This is a genomic window from Vibrio sp. 10N.261.54.A5 (assembly GCF_041471145.1).
GTDB lineage: Bacteria > Pseudomonadota > Gammaproteobacteria > Enterobacterales > Vibrionaceae > Vibrio > Vibrio crassostreae_C.
The window spans coordinates 49,688-64,182 of sequence record NZ_JBFRNU010000047.1; the positions used below are offsets into that span (position 1 = coordinate 49,688).

The 14,495-nt window shown below is 43.5% G+C and carries 14 protein-coding genes; 10 read left to right on the forward strand and 4 right to left on the reverse strand.

What is annotated here, in order from left to right; all coding sequences use genetic code 11:
• Window positions 1-37 precede the first annotated feature (37 nt).
• The gene (locus AB4329_RS15025; protein ID WP_080582218.1) at window positions 38-1,645 is read left to right on the forward strand and encodes an ABC-F family ATPase; all 1,608 of its coding nucleotides are present in this window, start codon (window positions 38-40) and stop codon (window positions 1,643-1,645) included.
• A gap of 137 nt (window positions 1,646-1,782) precedes the next feature.
• Here AB4329_RS15025 and AB4329_RS15030 read toward each other — a convergent pair whose 3' ends face one another.
• Both AB4329_RS15030 and AB4329_RS15035 read right to left on the reverse strand, forming a co-directional pair.
• Window positions 1,783-2,307, reverse strand: coding sequence for a hypothetical protein (locus tag AB4329_RS15030; RefSeq protein WP_017060115.1), 525 nt, complete (start codon window positions 2,305-2,307; stop codon window positions 1,783-1,785).
• 98 nt (window positions 2,308-2,405) lie between these two features.
• A complete protein-coding gene (locus tag AB4329_RS15035; RefSeq protein ID WP_048608277.1) occupies window positions 2,406-2,783 on the reverse strand; it encodes a YgiW/YdeI family stress tolerance OB fold protein in 378 nt (125 codons plus the stop codon).
• A 286-nt stretch (window positions 2,784-3,069) separates the two neighbouring features.
• Here AB4329_RS15035 and AB4329_RS15040 point away from each other — a divergent pair, with 286 nt between their 5' ends.
• From AB4329_RS15040 to modC, 4 genes are read left to right on the forward strand one after another with little or no spacing between them, the layout of a single operon-like run.
• Window positions 3,070-4,536, forward strand: a complete 1,467-nt coding sequence (locus tag AB4329_RS15040; RefSeq protein WP_102394375.1) for a cobyric acid synthase — start codon at window positions 3,070-3,072, stop codon at window positions 4,534-4,536.
• A 55-nt stretch (window positions 4,537-4,591) separates the two neighbouring features.
• The gene (gene modA, locus AB4329_RS15045; RefSeq protein ID WP_102394376.1) at window positions 4,592-5,350 is read left to right on the forward strand and encodes a molybdate ABC transporter substrate-binding protein; all 759 of its coding nucleotides are present in this window, start codon (window positions 4,592-4,594) and stop codon (window positions 5,348-5,350) included.
• On the forward strand, window positions 5,351-6,049 hold the full coding sequence (gene modB / locus AB4329_RS15050) for a molybdate ABC transporter permease subunit (protein WP_017060110.1): 699 nt from the start codon (window positions 5,351-5,353) through the stop codon (window positions 6,047-6,049).
• Window positions 6,046-7,152 (forward strand): molybdenum ABC transporter ATP-binding protein ModC, encoded by a 1,107-nt coding sequence (gene modC / locus AB4329_RS15055; RefSeq protein WP_372138659.1) that lies wholly within the window; start codon window positions 6,046-6,048, stop codon window positions 7,150-7,152. Before modB ends, modC begins: the two co-directional genes overlap by 4 nt.
• Window positions 7,153-7,463: 311 nt before the next feature.
• Here the strand turns inward: modC and AB4329_RS15060 are convergent, their stop codons facing one another.
• A complete protein-coding gene (locus tag AB4329_RS15060; RefSeq protein ID WP_017060108.1) occupies window positions 7,464-7,901 on the reverse strand; it encodes a DUF3069 domain-containing protein in 438 nt (145 codons plus the stop codon).
• A gap of 131 nt (window positions 7,902-8,032) precedes the next feature.
• On the opposite strand from AB4329_RS15060, the gene AB4329_RS15065 reads away from it, so the two are divergent.
• On the forward strand, window positions 8,033-9,004 hold the full coding sequence (locus AB4329_RS15065; RefSeq protein WP_170791831.1) for a diguanylate cyclase: 972 nt from the start codon (window positions 8,033-8,035) through the stop codon (window positions 9,002-9,004).
• 78 nt (window positions 9,005-9,082) lie between these two features.
• On the forward strand, window positions 9,083-10,093 hold the full coding sequence (locus AB4329_RS15070; protein WP_029235232.1) for a Solitary outer membrane autotransporter beta-barrel domain: 1,011 nt from the start codon (window positions 9,083-9,085) through the stop codon (window positions 10,091-10,093).
• A 144-nt stretch (window positions 10,094-10,237) separates the two neighbouring features.
• Here the strand turns inward: AB4329_RS15070 and AB4329_RS15075 are convergent, their stop codons facing one another.
• Window positions 10,238-11,479: a GGDEF domain-containing protein gene (locus AB4329_RS15075; RefSeq protein ID WP_032546996.1), complete on the reverse strand. Its 1,242-nt coding sequence runs from the start codon at window positions 11,477-11,479 to the stop codon at window positions 10,238-10,240.
• 476 nt (window positions 11,480-11,955) lie between these two features.
• Here AB4329_RS15075 and AB4329_RS15080 point away from each other — a divergent pair, with 476 nt between their 5' ends.
• The 3 genes from AB4329_RS15080 to pntA all read left to right on the forward strand — a co-directional run bounded on the left by AB4329_RS15080 (window position 11,956) and on the right by pntA (window position 14,494).
• A complete protein-coding gene (locus AB4329_RS15080) occupies window positions 11,956-12,324 on the forward strand; it encodes a late competence development ComFB family protein (RefSeq protein WP_017060104.1) in 369 nt (122 codons plus the stop codon).
• Window positions 12,325-12,364: 40 nt separating this feature from the next.
• Window positions 12,365-12,646: an HlyU family transcriptional regulator gene (locus tag AB4329_RS15085; RefSeq protein WP_004731023.1), complete on the forward strand. Its 282-nt coding sequence runs from the start codon at window positions 12,365-12,367 to the stop codon at window positions 12,644-12,646.
• A 300-nt stretch (window positions 12,647-12,946) separates the two neighbouring features.
• A complete protein-coding gene (pntA, locus tag AB4329_RS15090; RefSeq protein WP_372138660.1) occupies window positions 12,947-14,494 on the forward strand; it encodes a Re/Si-specific NAD(P)(+) transhydrogenase subunit alpha in 1,548 nt (515 codons plus the stop codon).
• The last annotated feature ends 1 nt before the right edge of the window (window position 14,495 follow it).

Sequence of the window (14,495 nt, forward strand, 5' to 3'; positions counted from 1 at the left end):
ATAATTATCTGTCAGTACACGCTTAGGAATTAGTTCTTTGATATCTACCGCGAACATCACAATGCAATTTGGCGCAGAGCCGCTGTTTGAAAACATCTCTGCTAAATTTGGTAACGGCAACCGTTATGGTTTGATCGGCGCTAATGGTTGCGGCAAATCAACGTTCATGAAAATCCTAAGTGGCGCATTAACGCCAAGCTCGGGCAACGTTTCTATCACTCCAGGAGAAAAACTGGGTGTGCTAAGCCAAGATCAGTTCGCTTTCGAACAGTACAGCGTTATCGACGTTGTGATCATGGGCGACAGAAAACTTTGGGAAGTAAAACAAGAACGTGACCGCATTTACTCTTTGCCAGAAATGAGCGAAGACGACGGCATGAAAGTCGCAGAACTTGAAAGTGAATTCGCGGAAATGGATGGCTACACAGCAGAAAGCCGTGCTGGCGACATCCTAATTCAAGCGGGTATTGAAGAAGAGTTCCATTTCGGCTTGATGCAGCAAGTAGCTCCAGGTTGGAAACTGCGTGTGCTATTGGCACAAGCTCTGTTTGCAAACCCAGATATCCTGCTTCTTGATGAACCAACCAACAACTTGGACATTCACACGATCAACTGGCTTGCTGAAGAGCTAAACCAGCGTAAATGTACAATGATCATCATTTCGCACGATAGACACTTCCTGAACTCTGTGTGTACACACATGGCAGACATCGACTACGGTGAGCTACGTGTCTACCCTGGTAACTACGAGTACTTCCTAGAAGCATCTGGCTTGATTCGTGAACAGCTTTTAGCAAGCAACGCTAAGAAAGCGGCTGAAATCAGCGAGCTTCAAGATTTCGTAAACCGTTTTGGTGCTAACGCATCTAAAGCAAAACAAGCAAGCTCTCGTGCCAAGAAAATGGATAAGATCACGCTTGATGAAGTGAAATCATCGAGCCGTATGAGCCCATCTATTGATTTTGGCGAAGGTAAGAAACTACACCGTCAAGCGCTTGAACTTCAAGACCTTGGTCACGGCTTCGATGGCGAAACATTGTTTGCCGGTGGTAACTTGCTGCTTGAAGCGGGTACTCGTCTTGCGGTTATCGGTGAGAACGGTGTAGGTAAAACCACGCTGCTACGTTGCCTAGTTCAAGAGCTAGAGCAAAACGAAGGTATCGTAAAATGGTCTGAAAACGCATCTGTAGGCTACTGCCCACAAGATAGTACGTCTGACTTTGATAACGACCTGAGCATCTTCGATTGGATCTCACAATGGCGCACAGTGAAGCACGATGACCTTATGGTACGTGGCATTCTAGGTCGCCTATTGTTTACTGCTGACGATGCGAACAAAAAAGCGCGTAACTGTTCTGGTGGTGAGAAGAACCGTCTGTTATTCGGCAAGCTAATGATGCAAGACATCAACGTGCTTGTAATGGACGAACCAACCAACCACATGGACATGGAAGCAATCCAAGCCCTGAACGACGCGTTGAAGGTTTACACTGGCACGCTTATCTTCGTAAGCCATGACCGAGAGTTCGTTTCTTCATTAGCAACACACATCATCGATGTAAAAGATCAACAGCTAGTGAGCTTCCAAGGTACTTATGAAGAGTACTTAGATCACCAGAAAAAGATGCTGATGGTTAGCTTATAAAGCAAGTCGCTGGCTCAGGTCGTGAACGACTAAAAGCCAGCGAAACTAACAAACAAAAAAGCCCCGAACATTAATATGTTCGGGGCTTTTCTATGTAATACGTTTAGCTATTTATTACTCAGTAATTGAAATCTAGATTAGAATCCGAATCGAGCCGACATTAAGATTTGGTGGCCATATGTGCCGTTATTGCGCATATCAAGACCAACAGACAGTTGATCAGTTGAATGGAAACGAGCACCGATACCCAAAATTGAACGAGTGTCATCGTTGTCGATCAGTTGACCAAGGCGTGCGTTAACTTCAACGTTTGCCATTAACCAAGCTCTCAAGCCAAGGTTAATTTCTGTTTTGATGTGGTTATCGTCATTCCGTTCAATGTTGTGCAGTAACATTTGGCCAGTAACGTCAGCAAATTGACTGATTGGGCCGTTGAATCCCATACCTACCGCTGCATCCCAATCACTTTCAAATTCTGAATCGATACGAGCAACAAAATGAGAGTTCTGAGTGAACATTGTTGTGACTTCACCACCGAAAGTACTTGGGCTAGTACCCATGCGCAGCTCGAATGTGTTGTAGTTAAAGTTGTTTGCAGACGCAGAGAATGAACACAGTGCAGCGAGTCCTAAAAGGACAGTCTTATTCGTGCAACCTAGCATGGTGACTCCATATAAATTGTATTTTGCGGCAGTATAATACAAAAAAGCCTGCAATATACAGGCCAATTATTTGAAGTCGGTATTTTTATATTAATCGCTTATAGAACCTGGATGTGGTCCACTTCGATTTCAGGTGTCTTACCACCTTCATATTCACCGAAGATACGAACTTTTGTATCAGCGGTCAGTGGTTGTGCTAGGCGGATATCATCATCAAGTTCGATTTGAATTTCACTCTGGCCATCAGAGAAGACAAACGTGTCATTCTTAAGTTGACGAACGATCTTGCCATCCACAATTGCTTCTTGCTCTGCGAACATGCTTGTGTCGGCAAGTAGTGTCGCAACAGAAACGGTTTCAATTGGGCCAGTATAAGCAATAGCGCTTTCGTGCTTGTTGCTGTTGTGGTCACTAGCCATTGCGAAAGTAGGAGCAAGGATAATAGTAGATGCGATAGCTAATACAGTTTTTTTCATGGTGAATCCCTTAATGTTGTTTTTAGTAGAAACGTTTTTCTGAATTTGAAACGTTTCTTTTCGTTAGTACGTTTTTTGTTGAAGCGCCTGTTATCGTTCACAAGCTTCGTTTCGATGGAGCTATTAAACAACACTGGGGTTGAATCCAGAGTGAGTAACACATTCATTTTCCATTCATTTTATTGAGCATCTACTCGGCAATGACGTTAAGATGGTCGCAGAGAAATATTGCCCACAGCTATAAATTGAAAATTAAGAAATTAAGAAATTAAGGATTTAAGTACAAATGCGAGCACCATTAAGTGCCCTTATGGTTCAAGGGACAACGTCAGATGCCGGAAAAAGTGTTTTGGTGGCAGGTTTATGCCGTGTTTTGGCAAGGAAAGGAATCAAAGTGGCACCTTTTAAGCCACAGAACATGGCGTTAAACAGTGCTGTGACAAAAGATGGTGGCGAAATTGGTCGCGCTCAAGCGGTTCAGGCGCAAGCTTGTAATATAGAGCCAACCGTTCACATGAACCCTGTATTGTTAAAGCCTAATTCAGATACCGGCGCGCAAGTGATTCTGCAAGGCCGAGCGCTGAGTAACATGGAAGCGACGGGCTATCATGATTACAAGAAAGTCGCGATGGATACGGTTATCGATTCGTTTGACCGACTTTCTGAAGAATATGAAAGCGTGATGATTGAAGGTGCGGGGAGCCCAGCCGAAATCAATCTTCGTGAAAATGATATCGCTAACATGGGATTTGCTGAGAAAGCGGACATCCCTGTGATCATCGTTGCTGATATAGACCGTGGTGGTGTTTTTGCGCATCTCTACGGGACATTAGCTTTGTTGTCTGAATCTGAACAAGCTCGCGTAAAAGGCTTTGTGATAAACCGTTTTAGAGGCGATATCGCACTGCTTCAATCTGGCCTAGATTGGCTAGAGGAAAAAACCGGTAAGCCAGTCATTGGTGTGTTGCCATATCTGCATGGTTTTAACTTAGAAGCGGAAGATGCCATTACCTCTGCTCAAGAGTCTGACGGAGAAGCTAAGCTTAAGGTGGTGGTGCCCGTGCTAACCCGAATCAGCAACCATACAGACTTTGACGCGTTAAGATTGAATCCTTCAATTGATTTACGTTATGTCGGTAAAGGTGAACGTGTAAACAACGCTGATTTAATTATCTTGCCGGGTACAAAATCGGTAAGGGCAGATTTGGACTACCTAAAGCAACAAGGTTGGGATAAAGATATTCAACGCCATCTGCGCTTAGGCGGCAAAGTGATGGGTATCTGTGGCGGCTACCAAATGTTAGGTAACATCATCCACGATCCTGATGGTGTTGAAGGCGCGCCCGGCAGCAGCGAAGGGTTAGGGTATCTGGATACTGAAACAACCCTTACACAGCAGAAAACCTTAACCAACGTACGCGGCACCATGACGCTGGATGGCAAAACAGCACAAGTAAAAGGGTATGAAATCCACGTAGGTAGGACTGATGTCAAAGAAACAGCCTTACCGGTTCAGTTAGAATCTGGCAGCCTAGATGGCGCTGTGAATCAAGATAACTCGATTTTTGGTACTTACTTGCATGGCGTATTCGACAACAGTGATGCGTTGTCGCTTATTTGCGAATGGGCAGGAGCCAACGATGTGATCGCGATTGACCACGAACAGCTTAAAGAGCTGGGTATTAATCGAATCGCTGATGCCATCGAAGAGTACTTAAATCTTGATCTGCTTTGGCCAGAGTTAACAGCTTAAGCCGCCATTTAGAGTTAGCTAAAGAACTTAAACAAATAATAGATAAGTGATAACAATGAAAAAGCGAGTCTTCTTTTTAACCATGGCTTTAACTTCGGCATTGAGTTCTAGCCACCTTTTGGCTGCCGAAAAGCTACGAGTTTACGCTGCATCGTCGATGACCAATGCGGTTAATCTGTTGGTTGAAGAGTTTGAGAAAGGCCATTCTGTCGATGTGATTCCTGTGTATGCGAGTACGTCGTCTTTGGTGCGACAAATTGAAAGAGGAGCACCAGCAGACATTTTTATCTCGGCAAATGAGAAATGGATGACACATTTAGTCGACCGTAAATTAGTTTCTAGTGACAATGTCACAAACCTATGTGAAAACGAACTGGTGCTGATTTCCCCTAAAGAGACATCGGTAACGTTAGACCTATCAAAAGGTGAACAATGGGCTGAACTGCTTACTAATGAGAGACTTGCAGTGGGTAACACCATATCGGTTCCTGCTGGTATCTATGCGAAAGAAGCGTTAGAAACGTTAGGTGTATGGGACGATGTGAAGACTCGATTAGCACCAAGTAACAATGTTCGTATGGCTTTAGCCTTAGTCGAGCGCAGTGAAGCTAAGCTTGGCATTGTCTACAAAACGGATGCGTTGCTTTCTAAAGAAGTAAACCTAGTGTCGACCTTCCCATCAGATCTGCACACGCCAATACGTTACCCTGTAGCGAAGTTGAGCGATAAAATCGTTGCAGAAGAGTTCTATACTTTCCTAAAGAGCGAAAAAGCGAAAGACACCTTGAACAGTTTTGGATTTGAAGTGCGTTAAATGATGTATTTATCGGAATACGAATACCAAGCCTTAATGCTGAGCTTAAAAGTCGCTGGGTTTGCCATCTTGTGGCTTATCCCAATCGGCATTGGTTTAGCATGGTTACTTGCTAAGAAACAATTTGTAGGCAAAAGCATTGTAGAGAGCATTGTCCATTTACCTTTGGTACTTCCACCTGTGGTTATTGGCTATTTACTGCTAGTGATGATGGGCAGGCAAGGTATCATAGGTTCGTGGCTCAATGACGTGTTTGGTATTGTATTCAGCTTTAGCTGGAAGGGCGCGGCACTCGCTTGTGTGGTTGTGGCGTTGCCGCTGATGGTTCGCTCTATTAGATTGAGCCTAGAAACCGTAGACAGTAAGCTTGAAGAGGCGGCTGCTACATTAGGCGCTTCACCTCTTCGTGTGTTTTTCACGATCACTTTACCCTTGATGATCCCAGGGGTCATTACCGGCACCATGCTTTCATTCGCAAGAAGCCTAGGGGAGTTTGGCGCGACCATCAGCTTCGTTTCAAATATTCCCGGTGAAACTCAAACCATTCCTTTGGCTATGTATACCTTTATTGAAACCCCTGGCGCTGAAATGGAAGCCGCGCGTTTGTGTGTCATTTCTATTGTGATAGCGCTGGGTTCATTGATGCTATCTGAGTGGCTCAACAAAAAGTCAGCACAACGCTTGGGAGGCAATGCATGAGTGCTTTGATCCTCCAATATCAACAACAACTTGGTGAAACGTTCTTTGATATCGACTTGGAATTACCAAGTAGCGGCATTACGGCAATTTTTGGTCGTTCTGGCGCGGGTAAAACCTCACTTATCAATGCAATCAGTGGCCTTAAACAGCCCGATAAAGGTCTGATCAGCGTATCTGGAACCACACTGTTCGATAGTGAAAATGGCATTAATTTGCCGACTCACAAACGCAACGTCGGTTATGTGTTCCAAGAGTCGCGATTGTTTCCACATATGAAGGTGGCAGCGAACCTTAAATACGGTATGAAAAGCGTCGATCAAGCGCACTTTGAGCAAATAGTCTCGCTGTTGTCTTTGGGTTCATTGCTTGACCGATACCCAGCTCGTTTGTCTGGCGGTGAGAAGCAACGTGTGGCGATTGGCCGCGCTTTGTTATCAAAGCCGAGCATTTTGTTGATGGATGAGCCTTTAGCGTCTCTCGACTTGCCTCGTAAGCGCGAAGTGATGCCATTTCTGGAAAACTTATCCGAAACCGTCCAAATACCGATCATCTATGTCACTCATAGCCTCAATGAAATTTTACGCTTGGCAAATCACCTTGTGATTATTGACCAAGGCAAAGTGATTTCGTCGGGTGTGACGGAAGAGGTTTGGGCATCGAGAGCCATGCAACCTTGGCAATCTTTCTCAGAGCAAAGCTCGTTGTTTGAAGCGACATTAGCGGAACACAATGACGATTATGCGCTGTCTCGCCTGATGCTAGGAAAGTCGACGTCGTTATGGGTTCAGAAAGTATCGAGTGAGCTTGGTACGACAGTGAGGCTGCAAGTTAGGGCAAATGATGTCTCTATCACGCTAGAACGGCCGAAAGGGACTTCTATGCGTAACATCCTTCCTGTCACCATTAAAAGCGTAGAGACGCACCAACAAGGCACAAATAAGCAGAGTGTCGAGGTCGAGTTAGAGTTAGAGTCTGGGTGCTACCTATGGGCAACCATTACATTGTGGGCGCTGGATGAGTTAAATCTAGAAATCGGGCAGCGTGTTTACGCTCAAATTAAAGGTGTGAGTGTCGCTCAAAGAGATATCGTGGTAACGCATTAAACCTGACAAGGTCAGTTTTTCGATATTGCCGCGATACTGCCTGTTATAGGTTCTGAAAATTCGGTCTTGATTCCATGAATGGATACATGCGTCATTTTTATACGGTATAACTGCCAGTTTTGCGCCACACTATATGAGTGTTGAGGCATATGATTTGTCGAATCATATGAACATTAGCAACAAGAACATACAGACGTAACGATCGACGAACAGAAAATAGCGGATATAAAAAAGCCGCGTGTTTAAAGAAACATGCGGCTTAATTCTAAGTAGTACTGATAGCGCTTAGCCTAGTTTAGGCGACTAGCGACTTACTTAGTAAAAACTTCTTTGAAATCACGCTTCAAGATTGCATCACGACGAGCTTTCTTGATTTGTTTAACCATGTCTTTTACACAGTTGTGTAGAACTTGGTCTAGCAGTTGAGCACGGTACTCTTCTTTTTCTTCGTCAGACATGTCTTCTGGAAGTTTAAGAGTAGGGAACTCTTCCATCACGTTAACACCAGCGAAAGCTTGGCTAACTGAGATTAGAGCGTGGAACTGCTCGAAGTTGTCTAAAACATTTTGTGCGCTTGCTGGAAGACTATCCCAAGCTTCGCGTACTGCTTCTTCAGACACTTCGTGAATAGAAGTAACCATAAAGTGCATCTCTTTTGGTACGCCATCAAATTCGATAACTTGACGAAGTTCTGGTGAGATGGTGGTTAAATCGATTTCTTGTTGTTCGTTGTTTGTAGCGTCTGACATAGTATTTCTCTTTAAAAAGAAACAATGCTAAAAAGATCTGTAAAAAAGTCAATATAATATAGAGATTAGGGCATGATTTAAGCCCAAATTTGAGCTACTTTGAATATTCAACACTAGATAAAGGTGATGTGATGATAGAAAAGGGATCTTCAATGCGCATATTGCTGGTTGATGACGTTCAACTAGACAGGATGCAACTTGCTATCCGACTCAAGCAACTGGGTCATATTGTAGAAGCTGTCGGTAGCGGAAAAGAAGCCCTGAGTGTTTATTCTGATTTTGATCCTGAACTCGTGTTACTTGATATCAGCATGCCTGATATGGATGGTTTTGAAGTGGCGAATGAGGTTCGAAGCCGATTCCCAGAATGGGTTCCCATCATCTTTCTTAGTGGTCACGAAGAACCTGAGATGATCGCAAAAGCGATTGACGCTGGTGGCGATGATTACCTGATCAAGCCAGTAAACAAGGTTGTTTTGAATTCTAAGCTGATTGCGATGCAACGTATCGCGCACATGAGACGAGAGCTAAAACAAAGCACAGCCAAACTCGAAGAACTGAACATCCTTCTGCAGCAACAAGCCAACGAAGATGGCCTGACCAAATTGTATAACCGTCGATATATGGATACTAAGCTTGAAGAGAGCATAGCGTGGCACGGAAGACGTAATATATCCATGACAGTCATACTTCTAGATGTAGACTTCTTTAAGCCTTACAACGATAATTATGGTCATATTCAAGGGGATAAGTGCTTACAAGGGCTTGCTAATACCTTGAAACAGCTGTTTGTTCGTGCGGGAGAATTTGTAGGTCGTTATGGCGGTGAAGAGTTTGTTCTGATTCTTAGCGATACAGACAGTGAAGGCGCTAAGGTACACGCGACTCGAGTTAAAGAGGCATTGCATGAGATGAACTACGCTCATGAACACTCAACGGTATCGGATAGAGTGACAGCGTCACAAGGTGTGTTGTCATTTGTGCCAGAAGGTGGCGAATCTATTGCGTCTATTTACGAAAAGGTCGATCAAGCGCTTTATCAAGCGAAGCAAAGTGGTAGAAATACCTTTGTACAACGTAACATTTTGGAGCTTGCGCGTTAGTTGGCGAGCTCTTTTAGATATTTGAATTTATACTTCTAATAGCGTTTGAGCTAGGAAGTGCTTTAAGTGATAAAAGAAATGCCACATTCGAAGTCATTTTCTATGACTAACACATCTTGGACGCTTGCGGTTCCTCTATTTTTTACCGCTTTGGCGACCACTGTTAATGCCAATACGCTATCTGATCTTTTTCGAAAGGATCTAGAGCAGAGCTTTGCCACCAGTGTATTGCTCAACGACACCGATGTTTTCACTTTTGGTATCAATAACTTTGACCCCAATAAAGTGTTTAGTTTGGACAATGAAGACATCGGTTCGAATGATTCGGTAAGTCGTCGCCAAAACATCACCTCCCTGAGTTTGCCTTACACATTTGAATTACCAAGTTACATCGAAGACAACCATCAAGAGGTGACGCTACGCTTGTCTGCATTGCGAATCGAGAACGATGTCGAGTACGCGGCAGCAAACAGAAACGATTTTCAAAAAGAGTCGGTAGTGTCTGGCTACGTCGAATTCGCGAATGTGTCCCAGCTAGACGAATATTGGAGCTTCAGCTCTGCAATCGGTAACCACATCTCTTACTACCGCAATGATTATGAATATCGCGCTTCGTTGCTAAAGCCTATTCAAGACCAACTGGATGGCGTATATCTCAATACTGATGCTTGGGCTTACATCATCGAGCCTAAAATCAAGCTGATGTACGAAGATAAGAATGACTGGGGAAAGTATAAATTGAGCACCAGTTGGCATTACTTTAATGGCATCGGCTGGGGCGAGGCGAATAATGGCAATGTCGGTCATCCTGAAGGGTGGTATATCGCCAATGAAGCCAAGGTTTTCTATGATCTCGTGCGTTGGGATAAGAACATCACTTCGATGTACTCGAGTATAAGACGAATTGATATTGGTGGTGACACCGTGGCATCTATGGGCACCACATCTTACTACGAGGGCAGTGTTGGTTGGTTGCTTAACCCAAACCTGTTTAATGAGTGGGTCGATAACGTGGGAATAGGTTTTACGATTAACTACGGAAGTAGCTTAAAAGGTGGCAGCTTGGTTATATTCTTCAACCAAGATTAAGCTCTTTTTTCCAGTTAAGCCCATACGGCCTCAAATCAATGAGGCTCGTTGAACTTGGAAGTGATAGTTATTGAAGCAGATCGCTATTAATGGCTTAAGCTATCTAGATCTCTAGCACTCAATATCTTTCGCTATCAACTATTGTTAACGGTCAATACACAGTTTGTTTCGACCGGTTTCTTTCGCTTTATACAGCGCTTGGTCAGCAAGCTTCAACACCTCTTCAGGATGTCTGGTGGTTGTACTATCAGACAATCCAATACTCACCGTCACATTCACCACTTCCGATGGTTTGCCTTTCTTGCCACGCTTTTTCATACCCACTTCATGATCGTCGGGGCGTTCATGACTATTACGAATCGTCATGTCGTAGTTTTGAACCTCGGAAATCAGAGCTTGAAGGTGCTCTTTAACTTGTTCCGAATGTTTTCCTTTGAAGATAATCGTGAACTCTTCTCCACCATAGCGATAAGCTTTAGCGCCGCCTGTGGTTTCTCTCAGAATGCGTGCCACCAGTTTTAACACATCGTCGCCAATGTCATGTCCGTAGGTGTCGTTGAATTGCTTAAAGTGATCGATATCGACCATCGCCATCGAATACTTACGCCCCAAGTGCTTCATATCGACTTCTAAGGCGTGTCGACCTGGAATGTTAGTCAGTTGGTCATTAAAGGCCATATCATGACTAGCGGACATGACATAGACGATGATCAACGTGCCTGACAGCGAGAACATGGTGCTCGAGATGTACTGAATATCGAAGAAGATGAACGTACAAGAAGAAAGCAGGATAGCGCTATAAACCACAACATCGATAGAGCGGTTATACACCAACACGAGAATGGCAGTAAGGCCAAGCAAGCAAAGGCTATACAGCACTAAAACAAAAGGCAGTTTGGAGAAGTCTCTGACAATAAATAGAAGACCATCACTCCATGATTCAAAACCGCCGGCATGGAAGTGAGAGACGATCAATTGTGCCCACACCATAAACAGAACAAGAACGATGGCGTAGAGCAGCATCGACTTTGAGTTTACGCCGTTATCAGGGAAGGCATAAACAAGTAAGCAAGTGACAGGTACTAATGCCGCAAGTAACGAGAGCTCTAATAGCGTTGTGCCAGTATTGAGAGGCGTTTGTAAGCGAACTTGGATGATCAGATAAGCGACAAGCATGGTCACCGATACCATCGCCATTCGACCTTGTCTGAACGTATGGCATAGCAGAACCGCAACGCTCAATAAAATGTAAGGGAGGTTGCTAGCAAACCCTAAATTTGAGTCCGTCACGAGAATGACGTTGTCCATACCAACGAGCAAAATTGTTAACAGGACTAAAGGGAAGCAAAATCGAAACATGCTCGACGTTACAAAAGATGATGCCATTTATGTGGTGAGCCTAACTATATTGATGATCTTATTATTTAATACTATGCGTAGGATACGGTTAAACAAGCGATTGCCAAGCTTTTTACCTAAATTAGAGCAAAAACATAGTCATAGGTCGCTATTGGTGCAATCATTTTTATATGTATTTTGAGTTGCTATTAACCTTAGAACGAACTACACAGTATATATGAGAAATTAATTAGTCGTTATAGATACTTAACAAAATCTGCTCTGCTGCTCTTACGTTGGCGCTGTCACTTAAAGGGCTTGATGATCAGTTATCATTGAGTGACCTTTTCATTAAGCGACGAAGATCTGTAATGAAGTCAGAGTAAGATTAAATAATACCTAAGTTTCAACTATGGACAGTAAAACCTATAACTGAGTTATAGAAAGCTATTAGGAATTGCATGGTTTCAAGTGACTTTAGAAACGACTGCGACTAGAAAAACCGCTACAAATGGAGGTGTGGTATGCAAATTAGTGTTGATGTACATAACTATATGGAAACTCTGGTCGGTCATGTATTGGCTACCGAGGAATATGTGTCTAGTTATACCAACGAACAGTTGGCCGATCTCGCGTGCTTGGCTTTGGGTCAGCTAAAACCTATCTATATTCGTTTTGATATCGATTTTCTGTCAGCATTGCCAGAAGACAAATTGGTGCTCTATAAACGCAATAGTGAGATCGCGGTCAAAAATGCAGAAAGTATGATTATTGACGATCGAAGACGTGAACGTGATGACAATGTGCCTGTTATATTTAGTCAACACAATTTTGACGATGACGTAGAATTGCAATGGTATGAAAAGCCGTTGTTGAACCGTAAACAGTCATGATAGTTTAGGGTGAATACGGTCATTTAAGGAGTAAAAAAACGTGGGATTCTTTTCTAGATTATTTGGTGGCAAAGAAAAAACCGAACAAAAAGTAGAGATTGAGCCAGTCGAATATAAGGGTTTCAATATCTATCAAGATGCCATTGCAGAATCTGGTCAATACCGTGTTGCTGGGCGAATCGAGAAAGAATTCGATGGTGAAATCAAAACTCACCGTTTTATTCGTTCAGATGTTGTTTCAAACAAACAAGATGCCGATGAATTGATGCTCAAAAAATCGCAGATGTTCATCGACCAAATGGGCGACAATATATTTAGCTAACCAATTAGGGTTAGAATTGATGTTGGTCATAATTTAGAGAGCTTTCAGTGTATATGCTGAAAGCTCTTTTTAGTTTTATGGATAAAGAACAGCTAGTGAGTTGTTATTAAAAGGATTATTTGCAAGTGGTTTGACCTCTTGGTTCGAGACGGTCGTCATTTATCCGAATGAAGCGCTCAAATTCCGTCCAAATCGTTATAAGTAATAACTTTTTCTGTTCTTTGAACAAAACGCTTGAAGTATTAGTTGTCGTTAGATACAAACGAATAAGTCATTCGTGCCAATAGTCAAGGAATAGCTATGCAAATTGGTGTACCAAGAGAAACGCTCGCAGGTGAAACGCGAGTTGCTGCTTCGCCGAAATCGGTAGAACAGCTTCTAAAATTAGGATTTGAAGTTTGTGTTGAATCACAAGCAGGTGCGTTAGCAAGTTTTGAAGATGCAGCTTATGAACAAGCTGGAGCAAAAGTTGTCACCGCAGATGAAGCTTGGAAATCCGATATTATCTTTAAAGTTAACGCTCCGATCGTTGACGAGTCTAAAAATGAAATCGATCTTCTTAAAGATGGCGCAACATTGGTCAGCTTTATTTGGCCTGCCCAAAATCCAGAATTAATGGAACAATTGTCCAGTCGTAACATCAACGTGATGGCGATGGATTCTGTACCACGAATTTCAAGAGCTCAGGCGTTAGATGCATTGAGTTCTATGGCAAACATCGCGGGTTATCGTGCTGTTGTTGAAGCGGCGCATGAGTTTGGTCGATTCTTCACGGGTCAGATTACGGCTGCGGGTAAAGTTCCGCCAGCAAAAGTACTGGTTGCAGGTGCTGGTGTTGCTGGCCTAGCGGCAATCGGCGCTGCGGGTAGCTTAGGTGCAATCGTTCGTTCATTCGATGTTCGTCCTGAAGTTAAAGAACAAGTTGAGTCGATGGGTGCTGAATTCTTGGAAGTGGATTTCAAGGAAGATACCAGTGCTGGTGACGGCTACGCAAAAGAGATGTCTGAAGCATTCAATAAGAAAGCGGAAGAGCTTTATGCAGCTCAAGCAAAAGACGTTGATATCATCATTACAACGGCGCTGATTCCAGGTCGCCCGGCTCCGAAGCTGATTACCAAAGAGATGGTAGACAGCATGAGTGCAGGTAGTGTGATTGTAGACCTTGCGGCGGCCAATGGCGGTAACTGTGAATACACGGTTGCGGATCAAGTCATTACAACGGCTAATGGTGTGAAGGTGGTTGGTTACACTGATATGGTTGGTCGACTGCCGACTCAATCATCTCAACTGTATGCAACGAACCTAGTTAACCTTCTGAAACTGCTTTGCAAAGAGAAAGATGGCAACATCAAAATCGACTTTGAAGATGTTGTTCTGCGTGGTGTTACTGTGGTTAAAGAGGGCGAGGTCACTTGGCCAGCTCCACCAATTCAAGTTTCAGCTCAACCACAACAAACTAAGCCAAAAGCGGCCAAACCAGAGCCTAAAGTTGAAGAACCTGTTTCTCCAATTAAGAAAGTGGCGGGTATGGCGGTAGCTGTTGGTGCATTCGCTTGGGTAGCTTCGGTTGCTCCAGCTGCGTTCTTATCTCACTTTACCGTTTTTGTTCTCGCTTGTGTGGTGGGTTATTACGTAGTTTGGAATGTAAGCCATTCTCTGCATACGCCTTTGATGTCCGTGACTAACGCGATTTCAGGCATCATTGTAGTAGGTGCACTGTTACAGATCGGGCAAGGAAGTGGCGTCGTCACGTTCTTATCATTTATTGCCGTATTAATTGCAAGTATCAATATCTTTGGTGGCTTTACCGTGACCAAACGTATGCTTGAAATGTTCCGTAAAGACTAAG